This window comes from Salinisphaera dokdonensis CL-ES53, from assembly GCF_040361215.1.
GTDB classification, from domain to species: domain Bacteria; phylum Pseudomonadota; class Gammaproteobacteria; order Nevskiales; family Salinisphaeraceae; genus Salinisphaera; species Salinisphaera dokdonensis.
This window is the reverse complement of record NZ_APND01000005.1, coordinates 37,769-60,519: the sequence shown is the minus strand read 5'-3', so window position 1 is coordinate 60,519 and position 22,751 is coordinate 37,769. Positions and strand designations below refer to the sequence as shown.

Genomic DNA, 22,751 nt, shown 5'->3' with positions numbered 1-22,751 from the left:
GCTATAGGTGTATTGTGCATTGACATTTTTTCTGTGTAATATTTTCCACAGGCATGAAATAGGCGGGTGACGCCAGCGTGCGTTGTCTGCCGATGCGGGGTCGACATGAAGACACGCTTTTTTGATCGGCTGATCGATCACGGCACGCTCGTCATCCACTACCCGGACGCCAACACCCAGCTGATCGGTCAAGGCACGCCCACCGCGCATATTCATCTGCGTGACCGACGGGTGCTCGCCCGCCTGCTCTCGGACCCGGAAATGGCCTTTGGCGAAGCCTATATGGACGGCGACTGGTGGCCGGGCGAGGGCGGCCTGCTGGCGCTGTTCGAACTCTATTTCGCCAACGTCGAGAACTTCGGTTCGAGCCGTATTCTCGACCTGGCGCGGCATGCGCTGCGCGGGCTGCGCGAGGCCAATTCGAGGCTGCGCGCGCGGCGCAACGTCAAACACCATTACGACATCGATCATGATCTGTTCGAGAAATTCCTCGATGCGGACATGCAGTATTCCTGCGCCTATTTCGAGTCCGCCGACATGGATCTGGAGGCGGCCCAGCAGGCCAAGTGTCGACATATCGCCCGCAAGCTGTGCCTGCAGCCGGGCGATCGGGTGCTGGATATAGGTTGCGGTTGGGGTGGCCTGGCGCTATATCTCGCCCGCCATCACGAGGTGCACGTCACCGGGCTGACCCTGTCCGACGACCAGTACGAGTACGCCTGCGAACGCGCCGAGCGCGAAGGCCTGGCGGATCGGGTGCACTTTGCCCAGCAGGACTATCGCGAGCATGTCGGCACCCAAAGCGGGGGCTACGACGCGATCGTGAGCGTCGGCATGTTCGAGCATGTCGGGCGGCCGCAGTACCAGGTGTTCTTCGATCAGGTTCGGCGGCTGCTCAAGCCGGACGGCCGTAGTCTCATCCATACCATCGGCCGCAGCGGCCCGCCTATCGAGGCGGCGCAGGGCTGGATCGAGAAGTACATCTTCCCCGGCGGCTATATCCCGTCGCTTTCGGAGGTCGCACCCTGTATCGAGCAGACCGGCATGAGCCTGTCCGATCTGGAGATCTGGCGGCTGCACTACGCGCGCACTCTCGACTGCTGGAGCCGGCGCTTCCAGAACCATCGCGACGCGTTTCGTGAACGCCTGGGCGAGCGCTTCTGTCGCATGTGGGAGTTCTACCTGCTTGGCTGTCAGGCGACCTTTCGCTGGGGCGACCTGGTCGTGTTCCACCTGCAGCTCGCTCGACGCAACCATATCGTGCCGGTCACCCGTGACTATCTCTATAAGGACCTGCCACAGGCGCCGCGCCGGATTCAGGAAAACGAGTTCGAGTGCACCGGGTAGCGGTTACGCCCGCGTAGCTGATCGACCACTGCTCCGGTCAGGAACATCCCGGTACACAGGCCCAGGCCCCAGACGTTGATGCCCAGCGTCTGGGCATAGCTCCCGGCGCCAATGCTCACCCAGTCTGGAATCGTGGGCAGGTCAGCGAGTTTCTGCAGGGCCAGCAGCACGCCGATCACGACGCCCGGCCACAGCGCAAGGTGGAAGGACAGGGTAGAAGCCGGGCGAACCCAGGCCAGCAGAAAGATGGGCGCCAGCCCCATGATGGCGGTGCCACTGATCGTCGTCGCCGCGATGACGGCCGGGCCCACGCCGTCGATATAGAACGACAGCAGGGGGAGATTGCCGAGCAAAGCGATGACCCACATCGCACGTCGTCCGCGGGACTGGTCGTGGATCGTGGGCGCCGTGCGGGTCACCCGCCAGTCGCGTGCCGTGAATTTCGCTGTGGATGCGAAAGTGGAATCCAGCGTGGAGCCAGCACTCGCGAGCATCACCGCGTTGAACAGCAGCGTCATGCCGAGGCCGATCGCCATTGGTACAGCCACTGCGACCGATGGCGTAGGCGCGATATCGTTCACGAGCGCATAAAGCCCGGCCACGCTGAAGCCGGCGATCAGCGCGCCGCCGAGCAGGGCGGCGAGCACGAAACTGGCGACCATCTTGAGCGGCGGACTGACGAATGCGCGGTCGGTGAGTACGGGGTCGTGAAAGCCGTACGACAGTGTTTGTACGAGCGCGAGCGCGAAAAAGGTGATGCCGCCGGCGACCATGTCGGGCGTCAACGAGCCGTTGGCAACGCTGGGCAGGCCGCTGCCTGCGACACTGGGCGCGAGCACCGTGAGTGTGATGAGCAACAGCAGCGCGATCATGATCATCTGCAGCGCATCGGTGACGATCGACGAGCGCAGCCCGCCGCGCTGGCTGTAGTAGAGGGTCAGTCCGGTAAACGACAGCGCGGCCAGCCAGTAGCCGGCGCTGCCTTCATCGCCGAAATAGAGCGCGGCGACCTTGGTGTTCGACCAGACCTCGTTGAACAGTCGAATACCGATCACGATCAGGAACAGCCGGGTCGCCGGCAGGCCGTATTTGCGCCCCAGGAACGCGGCCAGCGAGGTATCGCCACCGCGTGTGCGGATGAAGTACACCGCAACGGCCACCACCACGAACGCCAACCAGTACGCTGCATAACCGATGCCGCCCCACCAGCCGAAGGCGACGGTGAGGTTCATGGCGTTGTCGACGCTCTTGGCCATGACCCACGAAACGGCCGCCGACGCGCCGAGCAACCAGATCCCCGGCGCACCACCGGCAAGAGAGTGGCCGCCGAAGAAGGCCATCGGTCCGCTGCGTGCCGGTGTCGTGCGTAGTACCAGAACGGCGTAGGCGAGGAATACGAGCCATGGCAGGAGCAGCCATGAACTCCCCGCGAGGGTCATAATCGGCCCTGTTCACGCACGCGATGCCAGCCGTCGCCATCCGCGCGGCCGAGTTGGTCAAGCATCTGGCCCAGGCGCTCGTCGGCGCCGGCGCGTGCGCGCAAGCCCGCTTCCATGGTGTACCGGCGGCTTTCGTCGATGATGATCTCGCCGTCCAGCGCCAGCGGGCCGCTGCTGTCGACCACGGTCAACTGCAGGCCGGCCTCGGTATGGGTCAGGGCGGTAGTGAACTGCCCGAGCTGGACTGGCGGATTGAGCAGGTCCCAGCGCGTGTTGCCCAGGCTGATCTGGCCGGACAGGGCATCGAACTGCAGTTCGTCGTCGAAGGCGGCGCGCTGGATATCGACGCGTACGTCGCCTGACAGCGGCAGGAACGTATAGCCGCCGAGCTTGGCCAACCAGCCGGCCGAGGCGCTGCCGGTCACGTTCTCGATTACCGTAGTGCCGAACAGCGAGCGCGATACCTCGGCGCTGAAGCCGTTGATATCCGAATCGATTTCGATATCGGCGCTGACGCGGCCTAGCAGCAGGGCGCTCGGGTGCAGCGTCCACATCAGGTTCTCGACGGCACCGCCGGGGCCGGAGGCGTAGCTTGCGCGGCCTTCGAAGATCGTGCCGGTCACGCCGCCGAGCGATACGGGTGCCATCTGCTCGGCCCAGCCGGCGGCGACGCGCGCTGGCAGGAAGGCGACGAGGCCGATCGTGAAAGCGACCAGACCGATGAGGCCATAGCGGAGCGCGCGGCGGTTCATGCGCCACCTCGGGTGAGGGTCAGGCGGGCCTGAACCGTGCCGGATTCGTCGTCGCGAGTGACGGTCATCTGGCCGGCGGCCACACCGTAGTCGCGCTGCAGGCTGCGCAGCCAGAACAGCATCTGATTGAAGTTGGCTTGTTCAAGAGTCACGGTGGCCTGATCGTCGTTATCCGGCTGGATGCGTCGCACTGCGTCGCCGAGACCGTTGTCCCGGCTGGTCGCATCGACGATCGACAGGAGCGAATCGTTGCGGCCCTGAATCTTTCTGCCGGTGTCGTTGGCCTGCAACAGTCGGGCTTCGTCGCGAATACCCAGCACCCAGCGTGTTTCTTCTGCCTGCGCGTTCAGACGCACGCGGCCTTCCGTCACGCTGCCGTCGAGCGGTCGCCAGATGCCGTAGTAGAACACCGCGATCGTCACCGCGATCGCGCCGACAATCACGGCGACGCGCTCACGGGGGGCGAGGCCTTCGTACCAGCTTCGAAGCTGATTCATGCGGCGTCTCCGCTGACGCTGGCACGGATCTGGACGCCGTCGGCGGCGGCATCCGCGCTTTCCACGTTCAGCACCGCGCCGCGCTGACGGGCAAAGCCGGCACGCAGCGCTTCGAGCGACTGCACGCTCTTGCCGCGCAGGCTCAGATAGAGCGCACCGTCGCGATACTGCAGCGACTGGATAGTCAGGTCACCAGCCTGGCCGGCGACTTCTGCTGTCGCCTGAAGCAACGGAAACATCCCGCCACTACCGCCGGAACCACGTAGTGCCCGGATGTTCTGCTCGGCCTGCACGCGCAGATCGTTGATCGTGCGTACGTTGGGAAATGCCTCGCGAAACGCGGTCTCGCTGGTGGCTTCGAGCGTATCGATACGGTCGTAGAGCTGCCAGCTTTCGATGCCGCGTGCTGCGAGCGCGACCAGCAGCCACGCGGCTGCCAGGCCGGCAGTTAGCCGGAACGGTTGCCACCAGGCCTGCATTGCCGAGGCGCGGGCGAATACGCCCTGACGCAGATTCACCGCGTCGGCGCTTCGCGCGGCCACGAGGAGACTGGCAAGCAGCATGTCGGTGTCTGGGCTGGTTGCGTGCTCGACCTCGGGCGCCGGATCGCTACGCAGTTCGTCGAGCAGGCGCTCGGCGGTGATCTCGCTGCTGACCGCATGCAGGACGATATGCTCGGGCGGCGTAGAGCCGTTGGCCAGGGTCGACCAGAGCGAGCGCTCGCAGGCGAAGCCGTGAAGCGCAGATGTGCGCGTAAGCACGCGCTCGCCGATCACCGCGACTTGCCAGCTGTTCTCGCCGGGGCGGGGTAGCGCGAGCATATCGGGAATGATCTGGACGACGTCCAGTCCGGCATCGCGGCAGGCGTCCAGCGTGGATTGCATGAGCGCACGCTCGATCACGAGTACCGGCGTTTCGCCGTCGGCATCGGCGCGGGCCGCAAGCGCGAAATGCAGGTCGTCAACGCGTGTAACCAGCTGGTCTTCGAGTGCGAAGCTGGCGGCCTGCAGGCGGCGCCGTGCCTGGCGAATCGGCGGTAGCGACACGCGCGTTACGAGGACATCTTCGCCGGGCAGCAGCACGATGGTCTCGCGGCCGTCGGCGGCGATGGCTGCCTCGGTAAGCTCGCCGCGCACGAGCTCTTCCGCTGCGTTCAGCCACGCTGCCTGCTCGCCGTCGAAGTACACGATGAATCGCTCGGACACGAAACTACTACCCCCGGTATTCAGGCCGTTTGTCGATCGCCGATGCAGCGGCATTGAGCCGGGCTCGGCCGTTGGCCCGCGCCCAGTCTACCCTAAGCAAACCGCGTTGAAATAAGGCGTTGAGGCTCACGCGAGGCGCACCGCTCCCGTTCGAGTCGAGGCCTGCGCGGTCGCGCCTCGCGCGGCCAGTGCACACTGCGGTATCGAACGGCGTTGCTTGCATGGGCTAGTCCACGTTCGTGCTGTGCCGGAGCGTGCGTACGGCGCCGTTGTCTGCACGCTCCAGAACACTGAAGAACTGGATCTGCGCCCGATCGACCGTAATCTGGCCGGTCGCGAGGAAATAATTGGTGGTCACGCTGAGCTGCTCCGCATCGATCTGGCGCCCGGCCAGTGCCGGGTCCTGCAGGAACGCCTCGACCGACTCCCAGGGCTCGTCGGCGCGCGACTCGAGCAGCGCTTCGCCGGTGCCGGGCGGCAGTTCCGGCGCAATGGTGGTCAGAACCGCGGCGGGCGCTGTGTTGACATTGATGCGCGTGACTTCGGGCAGCGCGCAGATATAGGGTTCGAGCGCTGCATACAAGGCAGGCGTCATGCCTTTGACCATTCGCAGTTCGCTGGCGCTGGACATCTCGATGTTGCCGGCGCGATACGCCGGGTCGAGGCCGAGGTAATAATCGTCTTCGGCGCCGTCGGGCACGGTGGGATTGATATCCGGGTCGATCCAGTCGCGTGTCGATGCTGCCACGGTGCGCGCGGTGATCTGATCCGTGTTGCCGACCAGCTCGACCAGGCGCTGCAACTGCTCCAGAGCGCCGTCGACATCGTTGCCGGATAGATTGTTGAGATTGAAACGCCCCTGCAGATCCAGCACCTGCCCCTGCAGGGCACCGCCGTCCAGCGGCAGGTAGTCGACGGGCTGGGCCCAGGGCTCGTCGAGACTGTCGATATCGGTGAATTCCGCGTCCTGACGCAGCAGCTTGCCGAGCCAGTTCTCGATGCCCACGGCGTACCACCAGGCCTGCTCGGACTGCCAAATGTTGCCGCTGCGATGCAGGGCCAGATTCATCTGCGAGAGCATGCCGGCGCCAATGATCGTGACCAGCGCCACGATCAGCATTGCCGTAAGCAGCGCAACGCCGCCTTGTTTACGAACGGGCCGGATCACTTTTCGGCCCCCGGCACCATGAACACCAAGCGAAGGTCGCCCCATTCGGGCGTGGTAACGCGTAGCTCGATCGCCAGCGGCGGCGCATAGCGCAAAGTCTGTTGGGCGCTGCCGGTCGTGGGATCAACATTGGGAACGGCCCCCGGCGCGGCATCCGTGGGCCAGCGATCCTGCCATTCGCGGTCGCCGTCGAGAAAACGCCATTCCAGGTTGGAAACATCCTCGAGCAGGGTGGCTTCGACCGGCGCGCTGTCCTGCGCCTGGTCGAGTACGCGCCAGTAGGCACGCACGAGATTGTCATCCTCGTCGATACGATAAGCCACGCGCTGGAGACTGCTGCGGATATCACCCAACGGATTGCGCCAGCCGTTGCGGGTGAACTGTATGCCGAGGTCCGGGCTGCCGCTGATGGCGGGTTGGCTGTCGCCGAAGCTGTCGCGCACGGGCCGGTCGACGATCTGTTCGATATCGTTTCGCATGCGCCAGACCGACATCTGCAGCGTCTTGCTGCGATCGAGCGCCGCGGTAACCGATTCACGCACAGAGATCACCGAAGACAGACCGCCGTAGGCCATGGCGGCCATCACGACGAACACGGCGATCGCGATCAGCAACTCGATGAGTGTGAAGCCAGCCTGGCGTTGCGTGGCCATCAGAAGCTCGAACCGTAGTCGGCGGCATCGTCGGCGGTCGCTTCAGCCTGACCGTCGCCGGGTGCGTTGACGGGATCGACATGCTGGGTGACGAAGCCGCTGAGCAGGGCGGTGGAATCCGCTTCCGGTTCTCCGCTGTTGTTGTCGATGCGATAGACGCGCAAGTCGACCCGGCGTACGTCGGGATCCGGGGATTCGGAAATCTCCGCGACCCAGCGCCAATCCCGCTCGCCCATTTCGGTATCACCGTCATCGGTGCCGGTATCGGGCCACTGTTCGGCGATCTGGTATTCGACCAACTGGTTGCGGGCCACCCACTGGGCAAGGGTGCGGTCGTGGATATAACGGGCGTAGTCCGCGTAGCGCGCGCCACCGGAAATGAATGCGCCGAGTGCGAGCGCAAGAATCGCGGTCGCCACGAGCACCTCGACCAGCGTGAATCCGCGCTGGCGAGTCATCGCCGGCCCTCGATACGCTCGCGTTCCAGCGTGCCGGCCGCATCGCCTACCAGACGATAGCGGTGCTCGACATCCGGGCTGAACAGCTCCAGTTCGAAGGGAATCATTTCGCCGCTGGAGAGGAAAACCGCCTCGGGTCGTACGACGTCCTGCTCGTCTTCATCCTCATCGGCGCTGACGAGTTGGGGCGCGTCTTCATCGCGCGCGATGAGTGCGAGCACCAGCTCGCCACCCAGTTCACGCGGGCGCAGTGGCGTATCCGGACCGGCAAGCGGCTGCCAGCCGTCGTCGCCGAGACGTAAAAAGCGATAGCCGCCGCGGGTGATGTCCAGGCCGATCTCGCGGCCGTAGAGCACCGCGTCATCCGCCGCCGTGGTGATGAGTGCTTCTAGACGACGCGCTTCCTTGTCGAGCTGATCGGCGTTCCCGGTCGGGTTGATCGACAACGACACGAACGCCATCACCACGCCGATAATCAATGCAACGACCAGAACCTCGATAAGAGTAAACCCGGTCTGCTGGCGAGAACCTAGCCGCGGTGGACGCACGTCGGACACGCGGCGCCGGGGCTAGCTGTCGAGAGCCCAGTTACCGATGTCCGCATCGCTTTCTTCGCCACCAGGGCGGCCATCGCGGCCCAGCGTGTAGACATCGATCTCGCCGTGCTCGCCGGGGTTGCGATAGTGGTATACGTCGCCCCACGGATCGGTCGGAATACGATCGAGATAACCACCGGATTTCCAGTTGCGGGGCTCGGGCTGGGTGGTCGGTTTGTCGACCAGCGCGGCGAGACCCTGCTCGGTGCTCGGGTAGCGGAAGTTATCCAGGCGGTAGAGCTTGAGCGCGCTTTCGACCGCACGAATATCCTGGCGCGCCTTGGCGACACGGGCTTCATCCGGGCGCGAGATAATCTGTGGCACGACCAGTGCGGCCAGAATGCCGAGGATCACCACCACGACCATGATCTCGATCAGCGTGAAGCCACGCTGTGCACGCGCCATTTTGGGTTCGAGGCCCTTTCGGATCATGTCGTTGTCTCCTGATGATGAAGTGTTATAGCCAGTGTACGCGGCGTGCGTCTCGCGAGAATGCCGCGGCTTCCGCTTATTTGACCAGCTGGTTGAGATTGAAGACCGGCTGAAGAATCGCAAGCACAATGATCAGTACGAGTCCGCCCATCAACAGGATGACGGCGGGCCCGAGAATGCCCATCACGCCTTGGCGCAGGGTTTCGACCTCGCGTTCCTGATGGTCGGCAGCGCGGCCCAGCATCATTTCCAGTTCGCCGGAAATTTCGCCGTTGGCAATCATGTGCAGGGTGATCGGCGGGAAAAGCCGTTCCCGGCCCAGCGCACGATGGATGGCGTCGCCTTCGCGTACCCGGGCCGCCGCGCGCTTGATCGCGTCGCGCATGGGCAGATTGGTGACCACGTCAGCGCCGATGGTCATGGCGTCGAGCGCCGGTACGCCGCTACTCGCGAGAATGGATAGCGTTCGCGTGAACCGGGCCGTGTTCACGCCACGAACGAAACGACCGACCAGCGGCATCTGCAGGATGCGCGACTGCACCGCGCGCTTGAACGCGGGTCGACGCATGGCATAGATGAAGGCGATCACCGTCGCGGCGATGATTAGCGCGAGCAGCCAGCCCCAGTAGCGCAGGAAATCGCTGACCGAGATCAGGCCGGTCGTGAGTGCGGGCAGCTCGGCGTCCACGCTATCGAATACCGCGACCAGGTCGGGCACGACGGTTGTCAGCAGGGCGATCACGATGCCAATGGCCACTACACTCAGGAAAGCGGGATAGATCAGCGCGGCCATGATCTTCTGGCGCATCGACTGTTGATCCTCGACGTAATCCGCCAGCCCGGTTAGCACCTCGTCGATACGGCCGGACTGTTCGCCGGCGGACGCGGTCGCACGATAGAGCTCGTCGAAGCTGTTGGGGAAATGCCCCAGCGCATCGGCAAAGGTATGGCCTTCGACCACCTGCGAGCGCACGCCGACGATGATGCGCTGGACCTTGTCGCTGTCGGTCTGTTCGGCGACCGCCTTCAGCGCTTCCTCCATCGGCAACCCGGCATGGGTGAGGGTGGCCAGCTGGCGGGTGAACAGCGACAGCTCGGTCACGCTGATGCCGCGCGAGAACGAGAACCCGCGGGCGCGACCGCTCTTGCGATCGGCAACTTCGTGGACTTCGATCGGGGTCAGGCCCTGGTCGCGCAGCTGGGCACGAATGGCGCGCGCGGCGTCGCCCTCGAGCACGCCTTTCTTTTCGCGCCCACGCGGGTCGAGCGCGGTGTATTCGAAGGCGCCCACGCCTAGAACCTAACCTTCACGGGTCACGCGCAACACTTCCTCGAGTGTGGTGTTGCCCGCCAGTACATTGGCGACGCCGTCGGCACGGATGCTCGGCGTGGTCTTGCGGGCGTGGCGTTCCAGCGCCTGTTCGGAGACCTGTTCATGGATGAGATTGCGCATTTCATCGTCCACCACGACCAGCTCATACACGCCGGTACGCCCGCGAAAGCCGGACTGATTGCAAGTTTCGCAGCCGGCCGGCTTGTGCAGTATGGGCGGATCTTCCGGGTCGGCGTGTAGCAACTCGCATTCGCGCCGGTTGGCGACATACGACTCGCGGCAGTCCTTGCACAGCGTGCGCACGAGGCGCTGCGCCATGATGCCGATCAGGCTCGACGACAGCAGAAACGGCTCGACGCCCATGTCGCGCAGACGCGCGATCGCGCCGACCGCCGTGTTGGTATGCAGAGTCGAGAACACCAGATGGCCGGTCAGTGAGGCCTGGACGGCGATTTCGGCAGTCTCGAGATCGCGGATTTCGCCGATCATGACAACATCCGGATCCTGACGCAGGATGGCGCGCAGGCCGCGGGCGAAGCTCATGTCGACCTTCGAGTTGACCTGTGTCTGGCCGATGCCGTCGAGGTAGTACTCGATCGGATCCTCGACGGTCATGATGTTGCGGGTGCGGTCGTTGATCCGCGTCAGTCCCGCATAAAGCGTGGTGGTCTTGCCCGAGCCGGTCGGGCCGGTAACGAGCATGATGCCGTGCGGCTTATGGATCAGCTCGTCGATGCCCTTGAGCGTTTCCTCGGGCATACCCAGCTGAGGCAGATCGAGACGCCCGGCCTGCTTGTCGAGCAGACGCAAGACCACGCGTTCGCCGTTGCCGGACGGAATCGTCGACACACGCACGTCCACCGGGCGGCCGGCGATACGCACCGAGATACGGCCGTCCTGCGGGACGCGCTTTTCGGCGATATCGAGCTTGGCCATGACCTTCACGCGCGAGATCAGGCGCGGGGCGAGCTGGCGGGGCGGGCTGAGCACTTCGCGCAGTACGCCGTCGACACGAAACCGCACCGTCAGGCGTGATTCGAAGGGCTCGATATGGATATCGGAGGCGTTCTCCTTGATCGCTTCGGTCAGCAGCGCGTTGATCAGGCGGATGATAGGCGCGTCGTCCGAGGATTCCAGCAGATCGGCCGGCTCGGACAGCGCCCGCGCGGCATCCGATAGATCCATATCTTCGTCCATGCCTTCAACGATCTGCATCGACTCGTTGGCCTTGCCTTCGTAGTCGTTCTGCAGCAGCGCGTCGAACGAGCCCGCATCGACACGATGCACGGTGAGCGGGCGCTTGCAGTAGCGCCGAACCTCGGAAAGCGCGACCTGATTAACCGGCGCGCGCACTGTCACTTCCACCGCGCCGTCGCGCTCTGCGCCGAGCATGATGCCGTGGCGTTTGGCGAAGGCGAACGGAAGGCGATCGATGCCGCTCGGCCCGGCAACGGGCGCCGGCGCGGCCGTATCGTTCAGGATCGGTTCCAGGCTGAGCGTTTCGAGGCTGTCGCTCATGGTTGGCTCCTGCCCGCGGGCTAGAACTGGTCGCCGCGACGCTTGCCGCTTCGTACATCAGGGTCGCTATCGCGCTGCGTGCTTTCGTCGTTGCTTACGCCGGAATCCTCTGAAAAGGAGTCGCTGTCGTCATACTGATTGATCGGCGGCAGCTGCGGACGCTGCTCTTCACCCATGAGCGGAATACTGGTCTCGGCCTGCTGCTCCTGCAGCGAACGGATGTAGTTGTACTTCTTGCGCGTGTAGTAATCGGCTTCGCCGCCGCCGCGAAGAATCGTCGGCCGGATGAAGTTCAGCAGATTACGCTTGTTCTTCTGCACGTTGCGGAAGGTGAACAGCGCGCCGAGCAGCGGAATGTCACCAAGAAGGGGCACTTTCTGTTCGGATTCCGTGACCTGGTCATCGATCAGACCACCGAGCACGAGGATCTGGCCGTTCTCGACCTCGACTGAAGTGGTCAGCGTGCGATTGTTGGTGATCAGATCGACCGCGCCGGTCTGGCTCGAGCCCTGCGCAATGCTGGAAATTTCCTGATCGATCGTGAGCTGGATCGTATCGCCCGCGCTGATCTGCGGCGTGAACGCCAGTGTCAGACCGACGTCCTTGCGTTCGATGGTCTGGAAAGGATTGGTCAGCCCGTTCGTGCCGCCGCCGGTCGTGCCACTGGTGAAGTTGCCGGTGACGAACGGTACTTCCTGGCCCACCTTGATCTCGGCTTCCTCGTTATCGCGGGTGATCAGCGACGGCGTGGACAGCACGTTCGTGTTCGTATTGCCGGAGAGGGCATTCACCAGCACGGCGAAACCGGTGCCGCTGCCGTCAACGTCCCCCAGGGCGACGTTCAGGCCCTGCTGAATGAGGCTGAGCGGCGTGCCGTCCATCGCCAGAGAAGGCACGGCGTTCAGCGTGTCCTGGTCGAGAATGCTGGCGGCAGCCGGCCCGTTGTTGTTGAACGCGGCGACGTTTACGCCGAGCTGACGCGAACGCGAAAGGCTGATTTCGGCAATGATCGCCTCGACGAGCACTTGGCCGCGGCGGATATCGAGCTGTTCGATGACCTGCTTGATCTGGCGCATGGTATCGGCCGGGGCCGTGACAACCAGTGCGTTCGAGCCGGGTTCGGCAATGACACTCACGCCGTTGGCGCCGCCGCCGGGGCGACGTGCCGCGCCGGCGCTGCCATTGCCACCGCCCGAGCTCGCGCCGCCGGAGGTAGCGCCGGAGCCTTCGGCGTAGTTCTGTAGTACCGGCGCGATCGCTTCGGCGTCCGCGTAGTCGAGATAGACGACCTGGGTACCGCCGGTCTGTTCGGTTTCCGTATCCAGATCGGCAATGATCGCGCGTAGACGCAGGCGTTCCTGCCGACCCCCGCTGATGATCACGCTGTTGGTGCGCTCATCCGGGATGATGCTGAAATTGCCGGCAGCCGCATTACCGCTCGCGCCGGATTTGAGCTGTTCGACCACTTGGGCGACTTCGGACGCGCTTGCGTACTGCAATCGGATGCTTTCGACATCCTGCAAGCCGTTACGGTCGATCTTGGCGACGATGTCGGCCATGCGCTGAGCGTTCGCGGCACGATCCGAGATCACCAGCGTATTGGACGCCGAGTAGGCGGCGAGGTGGCCATACTGCGGTACCAACGGGCGCAGAATCGGCACGAGCTGGTCGGCGGGCACGTTGTCGACGCTGATCACGCGGGTGACGATGTCTTCACGGGTGGCGTTGCCGCTGCGGCGGCCGAAACCGCCATCCTGTTTCGCATTGATCTGCGGGATGATCTTGGTGACTTCGCCCGAGGGCACTGCCGCGAAACCATGCACCTCGAGCACCGACAGGAAGGTCTCGTAGAGCTGGCTCGGCGTCATCGGGTCGGTCGATAGAACCGTCACGTCGCCTTTGACCCGTGGGTCGACCACGAAATTACGCCCGGTGACTTCGCTGACCGTCGCGATCAGCGTCGTGATGTCGGCATCCTTGAGATTCAGCGTGAACGCGTCCCCCTGATCCGAATTACCGTTCTGGGCCGTTGCCGCGGTTGCGGCGAACAGGGAGATTGCGAGCAGGCAGAAAAACCGGCGCAAGGCGATGGCTGTCATTTAGAAATTCACCGTGACGGTACGTTGCTGGCCATCGCGCTGGAGCGTTACAGACGCACTGCTGGCCTCGGCAAGGTTGCTCAGTAGTCGGAGCGACGCAGCCGGGTTGTTCAGCGGTTGCCCGTTGACGGCGGTGACCAGTTCCCCCGGTTCCAGGCCGGCCTTCTCAAAAAGCCCCCGGTCGGCCCCCGGATAAATACGGTACCCGACGAGATTGCCGTTTTGACGCTCCGGCTGCAAGCGAATGTATCGCGAGGCATTTGCCGGATTGGCGAGAATTTTCTGGCGTACGTCACCGAGGTCGCTGGCGAGCTCGCTCGACACGGCTTGGGTGCGTTCTATGCCCTTGAGCGATTTCGCCTGCTTGACGCTCTCCAGGGTCAGCGTCTCGAACCGACCGCTGCGATCGAGAATCACGCGATTCGCGTAGATCGCGTGCAGCTTCACGCCGTTATTGATGGCATCGCCGACGGCATAGCCTTCCTGCGCGGAACGGCCGCTCTTGATCAACGCGCGCGAGCGATTGCCATTGGCCTCCGAGACGATGCCGGTCAATACAAGGTTCAGGCGCGTCTCCGGCGCATTGATGATCTCGCGCTGCTCGGCGGATTCATCGGTGACCGATTGCTCGCCGAACAGATGAGCGCTGGCGATGGTGTCGACATCCACGCTGTCGCGGCTGGTATCGGTGGAGGGCCCGGTAACCGCGGGGGTGAGCTCGTTCGCACCCGCCGGCCAGGCGAGCCAGAACAGCCGCGCGGCCGCGAGGGCAATGAGTATTACCAGCAGGATGTTGGCGATTTCGGGCAGGCGGCCAAGCCAGCGCTGCGCGTCGCGAGAGAGTTCAACGGCCATGGGGCGGAGTCTACCCCACGAAAGCGCCGTTGCGGCCACACTCTCAGCCCGATTGCCGACCGCCTTCGAGTTTGCCGTGTCGCGGGTGCGGGTTAGACTTGCCGAGTTACCGCCCGCCTGTGTTTTTTGCATGTATCTGCGCTATTACGGCCTTGAAGACTATCCGTTCTCGGTGACGCCGGACCCGGCGTTTCTGTATTTGAGCGCGAGTCATCGTGAGGCGCTGGGGCACTTGCTCTACGGCGCAGGCGAGCATGGCGGCTTCGTGGCCCTGATCGGCGAGGTCGGCACCGGCAAGACGACGCTCATTCGCGCGCTCGTCGAAAACGACATGCCGGACCTGGATATTGCACTGTGCTGGAACCCGCATCTCGAGGTGCGCGAGTTCGTGGCCACGATCTGCGACGAACTGGGCGCAGCGTACGATCGGCAGCACGACACGTCGCTCAAGGACCTGGTCGACCGGCTCAACCAGCATCTGCTTGCGACCCATGCGAACAATCGCCGGACGGTGCTGATCATCGACGAAGCGCAAAACCTCAGCCGTGGCGTGCTCGAGCAGCTGCGGCTTTTGACCAACCTGGAGACGCATAAGCACAAGCTGCTGCGGATCATCCTGGTCGGCCAACCTGAGCTCGAGCAGCTTCTCGCCCGCCACGACCTGCGCCAGCTTTCCCAGCGCATCACCGCGCGCTTCAAGCTCACACCGCTCGGCTACGGCGAAACTCGTGCCTACGTCCAGCACCGGCTCAAGCTGGTCGGTGGCTCCCAGCATCTGTTTACCGGTGCCGCCCTGATCGCACTGCGACGTTATACCGGTGGCACACCGCGTTTGATCAATATGGTCTGCGAGCGGGCGCTGATGGGTGGTTACGCACACGCACGCTCGAAGATCGGACCGATGATTGTGTCCCGGGCGGCATTGGAAACCCTGCCCAGGGAGCGGGCCTCACGTTGGCGGCGCGTCGCCTTGCCGGCTGCAAGTCTGGCGGCCATTGCCGTGGTGGGGGCATTGGCCTGGTACCCAGGTATCGAATTGACCCGCGCGGCGGAATGGATGCAGTCGGGCGGCGCCGGGGCGTCGACGCCGGTTGCAGGCGAGGCAGTCGGCGATCCTGCGAACGCCATCGGCGCGGGCGACGATGGACAACCCACATTAGTCGCTGCCGGGGAGGGCGGCGACAGCTATCGCCCCGTTTCGGATGGGGCCGGTAGCGCGCCGGATACGGACGTCAGCAGCGGCAGTGGCGGCACCACGGCCGCGGAGGCGGCCCCGCCGCCGGGTGGGTTGCCCGGCGGCGACGCCGATATCACGCAGTTATTGCGGCTCTGGGGCGTATTTGGCTCGGAAGTACGTACGAACTGCCGCAGCCTGCGGATCGGCGACCTGCGCTGCCTGGCGGATAGCGGCAGCTTCACGGTTATCGAGCGCTACAACCGTCCCGCTCTGCTGACCATCGAGGACGAAGGTCGCACCCGCAAGGTGTTGCTCAGCTCGCTGGATGGTCCGAATGCCACGCTTGTGGGCGCCGATGGCACGCGCCGTATCTCGCGTAACGCGCTCGGCCGTATCTGGACCGGCGAGTTCGAGGTGGTCTGGCGTGCTGATTCGGGCGTCAGTCTGATCCAGCCGGGCGCGGTCGGTTCGGCAGTGGTGTGGCTGCGCAAGCGGCTCGACCGTATTGACGGGCGCAATCCGGAAACCCAGTTGGGCCCCGCATCGCCGGTCTACGACGACGCCTTGCAGCGCCGTCTGCGCAAGTTTCAGGCGGCCAATGGGTTGCAGTCGGATGCGATGGCTGGGCCGCGTACGCAGATGATGCTCAATGGTGCGGTACCGTCGCCGGGGTCGCCTGCATTGAAGGCAGTGGAGGAATAGGGTGTCGTATCTCGTCGATGCTTTGAAGAAGGCCGAGCGGGACCGGCACGAGAATCAGCGTGCCGATCTGCGGTCATTGGCCGAGGGTGGGGCGCCGACCCCGGGGGCTGGTTCGGGCCACGCGCTTCGTTGGCTGGTCGGCTTGCTGGTCGTCTGTAACGCGGCGCTGCTGATCTATCTGTTCGTACCGCCCCGAGTATCGCAGGCGTTCGTGGACACATCACAGGAGACGCCGGATCAGACGGCCCGAGTAGAAGGTAACAAGGCCCCGCGCACGGTCAGCCAGGGCGGAGTGCCCGATCAGCCAGCGGCCGCTGCGTCCCAGAAGTCAACGACCCCATCGCCGGTTGAAATGCCGCGACGCGAGGCCCCAGCAAGTACGCCGCAACACGCACAGGCCTCTGGATCGAGCGATGTCGTGAAGACGCGTGGCGGCGCGCGAACGCCCGATCCGGTGCCGTCGAGCCCGACCTTGCCGCCGAGTAACCGCGAGGGTATATCCGGCTTGCGTTTGTCCGGCGAGCAAGCCCGCGGTGGTGGACGGGTTACCTATTCGCAGACGCCGCTCGACGGCAGCGCGCGCACGAATGAAGCTCAGGCCGGTGGCGAAGTCGGCGGAGGGTCGGCGCCTTCCGTGGCAATCAACGGGCATCTGTACAGCACCGTGCCGGGACGCAGCTTTATACTCGTCAATGGCCGGCGCTATCACGAGGGGCAGCGACTTGCGGAGGGCCCTGCGGTGGAGACGATCGACGCTACGGGGGCCACCCTGAACTATCGCGGCGACCGTTATCACGTGAAGGGGCCGAGTTAGCCCATGAGGGGTGCAATAACGACGCGTCAGAGGTTTTGCGGCGTGCTCGTCTTGGCCGTCGGTATGCTTTTGTCCGGCGCACCGGCGTATGCCGATAGCCTGCGCTGTGGCGGCGCGCTCGTACAGGTCGGCGATACGGCGGCGGCGGTGCGCAACGATTGCGGCGCGCCTGATTTCGTCGATCCGTGGATAGCCGGCAACGGCGTGGCCTATGGTCAGGCGTTTGCTATGGAGGAATGGACCTATAACCGGGGCCCGAGCCGTCTTCTCCAGATCCTCGTCTTCCGCGACGGCACGTTGAAACGCATCCGCGAGGACGGCTATGGCTTTATCGAATCGCGCGGCTCGCCGGCCTGCCGTCCGTCAGACATCGGTCGCGGGATGAGCAAATACCGGCTGCTGCAAGCCTGCGGTGAGCCGATCCAGAAGAGCGGCGGATTCGTCTATAGCACCCGCCAGCGAGCCGGCACCCACGACTACCGCCTGCGCCGGGGCCTCGTACCGGTCTATCGCGAACGCTGGGTCTTCAACTTCGGCGGCAACCGCCTGCTGCGCGAAGTCACGCTGGAGAATGCGATCGTAGTGGAGACTGACACGCTGGAACGTGGTTTCGATCAATGACGGATAAGAGCACGAGGCCGCCCAAGCTCAACGGCGTACTGGAGACGATTCTCTATACCGCTGACATGGCACGCGCCCGATATTTCTTTGAGTCGGTTCTGGGACTGAGTCCACACGTTTCCGATCACCGCTTTACTGCCTATCCGCTTGGTAAAAGCATGCTGCTCCTGTTTCTGCAAGGGAAGACCTGCGAAACGGTAGAGCTGCCTGGTGATATGGGCACGATCCCGCCGCACGACGGTGCGGGCCGCCAGCACATTGCGTTTGGTATAGATGACGAAGCGCTCGAGGACTGGGAGCACCATCTGGCATCGCGCGGGGTAGAAATCGAAGGCCGTACGCGGTGGCCGAAAGGGGCGGTGAGCCTTTACTTTCGCGATCCGGATGATCACCTGCTGGAAGTCGTGACGCCGGGTATCTGGCCTAACTACTGACGGATGGTTGTCGCGGGCACCTCGTTGTAGATTGCGCAATCGCGTGTTGCACGATCTCGGGTACCGCGCCCGTTAGTCGACAGTTACGCGGTTGACCTCCGCGAGGCTGAGCACGCCTGCGCGCATTTTCTGAAGACCGGCTTCGCGGAGGTCGATTACGCCGTCTTTTGTCGCTTGCTTTTCGATATCACCAGCGTTGCCGCCTTCCATGATGATCTGCCCGATGGCGTCGGTGACCGGCATCACCTGGTAGATGCCCACGCGGCCCTTGTAGCCGTTGGTGCAGCTGTCACAGCCGTCGGGTTTAGCCTCATAGAGCTGTAGCGTCTCGATCTCGTCTTCGCGAAAACCTTCGGCAATCAATTCTTCAGGCGGAATCTGGGCGGGTTGCTTGCAGGTCGCGCAGAGTCGCCGCGCAAGCCTTTGCGCAATGATCAGCGAAATTGATGCGGCGATGTTGTAGGCCGGCACGCCCATGTTGACGAGGCGCGTGAGCGTCTGCGGCGCGTCGTTCGTATGCAGCGTGGAGAGAACCATGTGACCAGTCTGTGCGGCCTTGATAGCGATTTCGGCAGTTTCCAGATCACGGATCTCGCCCACCATGATCACATCCGGATCCTGGCGCAGGAAGGCACGCAGGCAACTCGCGAACGTCAGCCCAACCTTCGGGTAGACGTTCACCTGGTTGATCCCCGGTAGGTTGATTTCCGCGGGATCTTCGGCGGTCGAGATGTTCCGGTCGCTGGTGTTGAGCATGTTCAGCGCGGTGTAGAGCGATACCGTCTTGCCGCTGCCGGTCGGGCCCGTAACCAGCACCATGCCGTAGGGGCGGTGGATAGTCTGCTCAAAGAGTTCGCGCTGATCCGGCTCGTAGCCGAGCGCTTCGATGCCCAACTGGGCGCTGGTCGGGTCGAGAATACGCAGCACGATCTTCTCGCCGTGCAGGGTGGGGCAGGTGGATACACGGAAGTCGATCGCCCGGTTCTTGTTCAGGTTGAGCTTGATGCGCCCGTCCTGTGGCACGCGTCGCTCGGCGAGATCGAGGCGTGCCATGACCTTCAGGCGCGCAGATAGACGCATGCCCAGCGCAGCGGGCGGCGATGCGACTTCGCGCAGCACGCCATCCTGGCGCAGGCGAATGCGATATTTTTTTTCGTAGGGCTCGAAGTGAATATCCGAGGCGCCCTTATTGATCGCGTCCAGCATCACCTTGTTCACGAAGCGCACGACGGGCGCATCGTCGGAATCGATACGGCTGCCGTCGCCAGCATCGGCTTCGCCCGCGGTATCCACGGTGAGGTTATCGAGCGAGACATCGTCGAGGCCAGCCATGGCGCTGTCGATGGCGCTGAAGGCCCCCTCGATCGCCTTGGCGAGTTTGTCCTGTTCGACCAGGATCGGCTCGATATTGAGCCCGGTGCTGAACTTGAATTCGTCGAGTGCTTGCAGATCCGTCGGATCCGCGACGGCAACGAACAGGTTGCGGCCCCGCTGGTAGAGCGGCATGACACCGTGTTTGCGGATGAGGGCCTCTGACACCAGCTTGACCGGCGCCTGGCTGAGATCCACGGCGCGCAGGTCCAGCAAAGGCATGGAAAATTCTTCACATGCAGCCTTGGCCAGAACGGCGGCGGAAAGCACGCCGCGTGCCACGACCCGAGCCACGAAAGACTCGCCTTCACGATGTGCCTCGGTCTGGATCTCGAGTGCCTTGTCGGCATCGATCAGGCCGTCCTCGACCAGCTGACGAGCCAGTCCGCCCAGCGTCGGAGCGGCAACTTTCTGATTGTTCGTGGCCATCTATGTCTACCCGTGAGCGTTTTCACGACCGAAAACCGGGGTCGTGTCTGCGTTGTCCGTGCCTGCGTGCCGTACCTGCTTTGGGCGTGGCTTACGCGATGCTACGGATTCTATGGCGTTTGGTAGAAAGGTACCATTGATTCGACTCCAAACACCGATGCCCCAAAGGAAACTGGTATGAAAACGATCTTCGAAGCCCTGCGTGAAAGCCACGATAAACAGCGCCGCCTATTCGAATCGCTCGTGGATACCCATGGCGATACGAGTAAGCGAGAAGGTCTGTTCGCCGCGCTTAAGGCTGAACTCGAGCACCACGCGAATGCGGAGGAGCGTCATTTCTATGTGCCGTTGATGAAATACGACAACACACAGGAAAAGGCCCGGCATAGCGTGGCCGAGCACCACGAAATCGACGAACTCGTGGAAACACTCGAGCAGACCGATTTCAGTTCGCCCAGTTGGCTTGCGAACGCGAAGAAGCTCCAGCATTTGGTCGTCCATCATCTGGACGAGGAGGAGCAGGAAGTCTTTCAGGTGGCAGGAAAGGCCTTGTCCGACGCACAGAAGACGGATCTGGCGGGCAGCTATGACGCCATGATGGCCGAACAGGAAGGTGGCTAGTTTCTGAATCGTTGATTCAAGCGGGGCCGGTCAGGGCGCTGTCCGGCCGTCGCATCGAAGGTCTTCGAGCATCTCGCTGGCGAGATGCGGTGGTGACACTTCTGCTGCTCACTGCCATGTTTGGCATAGCAGACATGACGAACGCCCAACCGGCGGTAGGCCATGCCGAATAAAGCGCAACCCGCTTGAGCCTACATCGCCACGCGTGTAGAGGGCAGGTTCATGAAAAATCGGGAATAAGACGACTAGATGGTCGGGGTAGCAGGATTTGAACCTACGACCTCCACCTCCCGAAGATGGCTGTTGCCTTAATAAAAACAGCAACATACGAAGCATGCGACTGTAATTCTTACCAATTTCTACTCGCGACTACCAACCGCTACCCGTGTTTGGGTCGGTTCGTGCAACCACTACAACCAATCTAGCAGGGTAAGTGGCGGTGCGATAGAGATGACTTCGCTATGAATCGCCGGGTGTGAATCTCCCTACGTAGCCTTGAACCGGCCACGCGTGAGGAACTAGTCGGACTAACTGCGACGCCACCGAATTGTCCGATTTCTACACATAGAAAGAATGAGGCCGATGTGGCCCCGTCAACATACTCGTTACTATGCGTAGGGAAGACAGCCCAGATTCGGTGGTCCCGTTGTGGACTGACGCGCAGCTTGCGCAGTTTTTACAGATCGCTCCGCAAACCATCGCGAATCGCGTTTCTCAGGGCCGGCCGATGCCACCCTACGTGCGAATTGGTGGCGCTCGGCGATGGTTTGAGGGCGAGGTGGTCGCGTGGCTCAAGAGCCGTTAGCTCCGTGGAGTGACTGTAAAGCGAACGTATGGAAAAAGAGTTAGACGGCCTCCTGCTTACGTGCGGTTCGTCTAGCCCATCGATCAATGGCACGTGATTGAGAGAAGGTCGGCTAGTTGTATGAAGACGCGTAATTGACGCTAGCGCTTCTGAGCATGCATCGCTATTAGCTGCGCCAGTACGCGTTTTTTTTTACGCTTTCGCACTTTCACAGTTGCGCGTATCCGCGGTTTGCTAGTGAATCACGGCGTAGTTCGACGCGATCGGCTTGCTTATCGGTAGGGACTGGCAGCGCGTGGCTAACAAACCATGGAACGCGAGTTGCGCATCACGGTCTTCGTGCCGACACTCGGTGGCCTTGAGATGTTTGCCATCATCGGTCGCGACGAATCGGTCAAAGGTCTGCTCAGTGGAGTAGAGTAACTTCCCGTGGAGATGGCCTTTGGCGTGCGGCTGAATCTGCTTCGGTGGCTTGTCGAGCACGTTAGCGGTCTTTATGGAGCCTGTACTGCTGAACGTGAACACTAGCCTCGGGATAGACCTCGGCCAGCGTGGCCTACAAGCCCATCGCGCTGTCGCCGTCGGCCAGCGTCGGCACGACGGCCCGGCCGCGATCACGCAGGCTCAACGGCAATGGTTCTCGGCCTCGGGTGGTCCCCGAGAACGTTCTTCACTCTCCGCCGGGGAAATTCTTGCGGCAAGACCCGTCTCAGCCGGTCGCAACGAATACAAGACGCCGCTCGGCTGCGCGCACATTGACATGGTTGCCGCTCGTCCAGAGATACGCCATCTCGTGGCCGCGCCAGGCGCATTCTTAAAAGATATCTCACTCGTTATCCCAGCCGACTTTTAGGCGCCTGACCGTTGACGCCGACAGGCCCTTGACTGATTCGCCGAACAAAGACGTAAGCGCCTCGTACATCTCGTCGGTCGAAACACCCTAGAGATAGAGTCTAGCTAGCGCCGATTCCAGCCGGCGTGTCTTCTCCGACAACGGCGGCAGCGGTGCTGATCAAAAGCATCGGCCACGCCTAGCGCGATTGCGTGTCTTGGGCAGCACGACCGAGACCGGGACGAAGCCCGCCAGGAAATCACGTGCCTGCTGATAGCTGTTGCGCACCCGGCACGCCAGCTACGCCCGTTCTGTATCGACGCGGTGCGCAATAGTGTTTCCAGGTCGGCCTGTTCAGCCTGATGGGTAACGTACCGGGCGTCATCTCGTATCAGATTGGATAGGGCACCGGCCGGGAGAATTATCGCCTTGTGGTGATACAGCGTTGTTCTTGAAATCAGTGACTTTCCACCGCTGACGCAAATTTCATCAGGTGAGTGCGGCGCCCTTCAATTGTTTATACATCGAACATGAACGTCACGCGTTGCTGAGAACTGAGAACGATATGAAAGACCTCGAATGGCCACTGGTTT

Annotated in this window: 21 protein-coding genes; 6 read left to right on the top strand and 15 right to left on the bottom strand. The window is 63.0% G+C overall.

Annotated features, from left to right (window positions below; all coding sequences use genetic code 11):
• Positions 1 to 105: 105 nt before the first annotated feature.
• The gene (locus SADO_RS14935) at positions 106 to 1,347 is read left to right on the top strand and encodes a class I SAM-dependent methyltransferase (protein WP_353112811.1); all 1,242 of its coding nucleotides are present in this window, start codon (positions 106 to 108) and stop codon (positions 1,345 to 1,347) included.
• Here the strand turns inward: SADO_RS14935 and SADO_RS14930 are convergent.
• The 13 genes from SADO_RS14930 to gspC all read right to left on the bottom strand — a co-directional run bounded on the left by SADO_RS14930 (position 1,317) and on the right by gspC (position 14,484).
• Positions 1,317 to 2,786 carry a Na+/proline symporter gene (locus SADO_RS14930; RefSeq protein ID WP_353112809.1) on the bottom strand — a complete coding sequence of 490 codons (1,470 nt, stop codon included), beginning with the start codon at positions 2,784 to 2,786 and terminating at the stop codon, positions 1,317 to 1,319. The two genes, SADO_RS14935 and SADO_RS14930, sit on opposite strands and share 31 nt — an antisense overlap.
• Positions 2,783 to 3,538, bottom strand: a complete 756-nt coding sequence (locus SADO_RS14925; protein WP_353112807.1) for a type II secretion system protein N — start codon at positions 3,536 to 3,538, stop codon at positions 2,783 to 2,785. The genes SADO_RS14930 and SADO_RS14925 overlap by 4 nt, the downstream gene beginning before the upstream one ends.
• Positions 3,535 to 4,035 (bottom strand): type II secretion system protein M, encoded by a 501-nt coding sequence (locus tag SADO_RS14920; protein WP_353112805.1) that lies wholly within the window; start codon positions 4,033 to 4,035, stop codon positions 3,535 to 3,537. Before SADO_RS14920 ends, SADO_RS14925 begins: the two co-directional genes overlap by 4 nt.
• Positions 4,032 to 5,240, bottom strand: coding sequence for a type II secretion system protein GspL (gspL, locus tag SADO_RS14915; protein WP_353112803.1), 1,209 nt, complete (start codon positions 5,238 to 5,240; stop codon positions 4,032 to 4,034). The genes SADO_RS14920 and gspL overlap by 4 nt, the downstream gene beginning before the upstream one ends.
• Positions 5,241 to 5,466: 226 nt before the next feature.
• Positions 5,467 to 6,408: a type II secretion system minor pseudopilin GspK gene (gene gspK, locus SADO_RS14910; protein ID WP_353112801.1), complete on the bottom strand. Its 942-nt coding sequence runs from the start codon at positions 6,406 to 6,408 to the stop codon at positions 5,467 to 5,469.
• Positions 6,405 to 7,061 carry a type II secretion system minor pseudopilin GspJ gene (gene gspJ / locus SADO_RS14905; RefSeq protein WP_353112799.1) on the bottom strand — a complete coding sequence of 219 codons (657 nt, stop codon included), beginning with the start codon at positions 7,059 to 7,061 and terminating at the stop codon, positions 6,405 to 6,407. The genes gspK and gspJ overlap by 4 nt, the downstream gene beginning before the upstream one ends.
• Complete coding sequence (gene gspI, locus SADO_RS14900) at positions 7,061 to 7,519, bottom strand: type II secretion system minor pseudopilin GspI (RefSeq protein ID WP_353112797.1); 459 nt, start codon at positions 7,517 to 7,519, stop codon at positions 7,061 to 7,063. The genes gspJ and gspI overlap by 1 nt, the downstream gene beginning before the upstream one ends.
• Entirely contained in the window at positions 7,516 to 8,076 is a 561-nt protein-coding gene (gene gspH, locus SADO_RS14895) for a type II secretion system minor pseudopilin GspH (protein WP_353112795.1), read from the bottom strand. The genes gspI and gspH overlap by 4 nt, the downstream gene beginning before the upstream one ends.
• A 12-nt stretch (positions 8,077 to 8,088) precedes the next feature.
• Entirely contained in the window at positions 8,089 to 8,547 is a 459-nt protein-coding gene (gene gspG / locus SADO_RS14890; protein ID WP_353112793.1) for a type II secretion system major pseudopilin GspG, read from the bottom strand.
• Positions 8,548 to 8,623: 76 nt separating this feature from the next.
• Positions 8,624 to 9,838 carry a type II secretion system inner membrane protein GspF gene (gene gspF / locus SADO_RS14885; protein WP_353112791.1) on the bottom strand — a complete coding sequence of 405 codons (1,215 nt, stop codon included), beginning with the start codon at positions 9,836 to 9,838 and terminating at the stop codon, positions 8,624 to 8,626.
• A 9-nt stretch (positions 9,839 to 9,847) separates the two neighbouring features.
• A complete protein-coding gene (gene gspE, locus SADO_RS14880; protein ID WP_353112789.1) occupies positions 9,848 to 11,398 on the bottom strand; it encodes a type II secretion system ATPase GspE in 1,551 nt (516 codons plus the stop codon).
• A gap of 20 nt (positions 11,399 to 11,418) precedes the next feature.
• Positions 11,419 to 13,497: a type II secretion system secretin GspD gene (gspD, locus tag SADO_RS14875; RefSeq protein WP_353112787.1), complete on the bottom strand. Its 2,079-nt coding sequence runs from the start codon at positions 13,495 to 13,497 to the stop codon at positions 11,419 to 11,421.
• Positions 13,498 to 14,484 (bottom strand): type II secretion system protein GspC, encoded by a 987-nt coding sequence (gene gspC, locus SADO_RS14870; RefSeq protein WP_353112785.1) that lies wholly within the window; start codon positions 14,482 to 14,484, stop codon positions 13,498 to 13,500. It abuts the gene before it with no gap.
• Here gspC and SADO_RS14865 point away from each other — a divergent pair.
• From SADO_RS14865 to SADO_RS14850, 4 genes are read left to right on the top strand one after another with little or no spacing between them, the layout of a single operon-like run.
• Positions 14,483 to 16,231 (top strand): ExeA family protein, encoded by a 1,749-nt coding sequence (locus SADO_RS14865; protein ID WP_353112783.1) that lies wholly within the window; start codon positions 14,483 to 14,485, stop codon positions 16,229 to 16,231. The genes gspC and SADO_RS14865 overlap by 2 nt on opposite strands.
• 1 nt (position 16,232) lies before the next feature.
• The gene (locus tag SADO_RS14860; protein WP_353112781.1) at positions 16,233 to 17,045 is read left to right on the top strand and encodes a general secretion pathway protein GspB; all 813 of its coding nucleotides are present in this window, start codon (positions 16,233 to 16,235) and stop codon (positions 17,043 to 17,045) included.
• Between the two features lie 42 nt (positions 17,046 to 17,087).
• A complete protein-coding gene (locus SADO_RS14855) occupies positions 17,088 to 17,666 on the top strand; it encodes a DUF2845 domain-containing protein (RefSeq protein ID WP_353112779.1) in 579 nt (192 codons plus the stop codon).
• Entirely contained in the window at positions 17,663 to 18,100 is a 438-nt protein-coding gene (locus SADO_RS14850) for a VOC family protein (protein ID WP_353112778.1), read from the top strand. The genes SADO_RS14855 and SADO_RS14850 overlap by 4 nt, the downstream gene beginning before the upstream one ends.
• 72 nt (positions 18,101 to 18,172) lie before the next feature.
• Here SADO_RS14850 and pilB read toward each other — a convergent pair whose 3' ends face one another.
• Entirely contained in the window at positions 18,173 to 19,900 is a 1,728-nt protein-coding gene (gene pilB, locus SADO_RS14845) for a type IV-A pilus assembly ATPase PilB (protein WP_353112776.1), read from the bottom strand.
• A 177-nt stretch (positions 19,901 to 20,077) separates the two neighbouring features.
• Between pilB and SADO_RS14840 the strand changes: the two genes are divergently transcribed.
• Positions 20,078 to 20,521, top strand: a complete 444-nt coding sequence (locus SADO_RS14840) for a hemerythrin domain-containing protein (RefSeq protein WP_353112775.1) — start codon at positions 20,078 to 20,080, stop codon at positions 20,519 to 20,521.
• 1,039 nt (positions 20,522 to 21,560) lie between these two features.
• Here SADO_RS14840 and SADO_RS14835 read toward each other — a convergent pair.
• The gene (locus SADO_RS14835) at positions 21,561 to 21,809 is read right to left on the bottom strand and encodes a hypothetical protein (protein ID WP_353112773.1); all 249 of its coding nucleotides are present in this window, start codon (positions 21,807 to 21,809) and stop codon (positions 21,561 to 21,563) included.
• Positions 21,810 to 22,751: the final 942 nt, after the last annotated feature.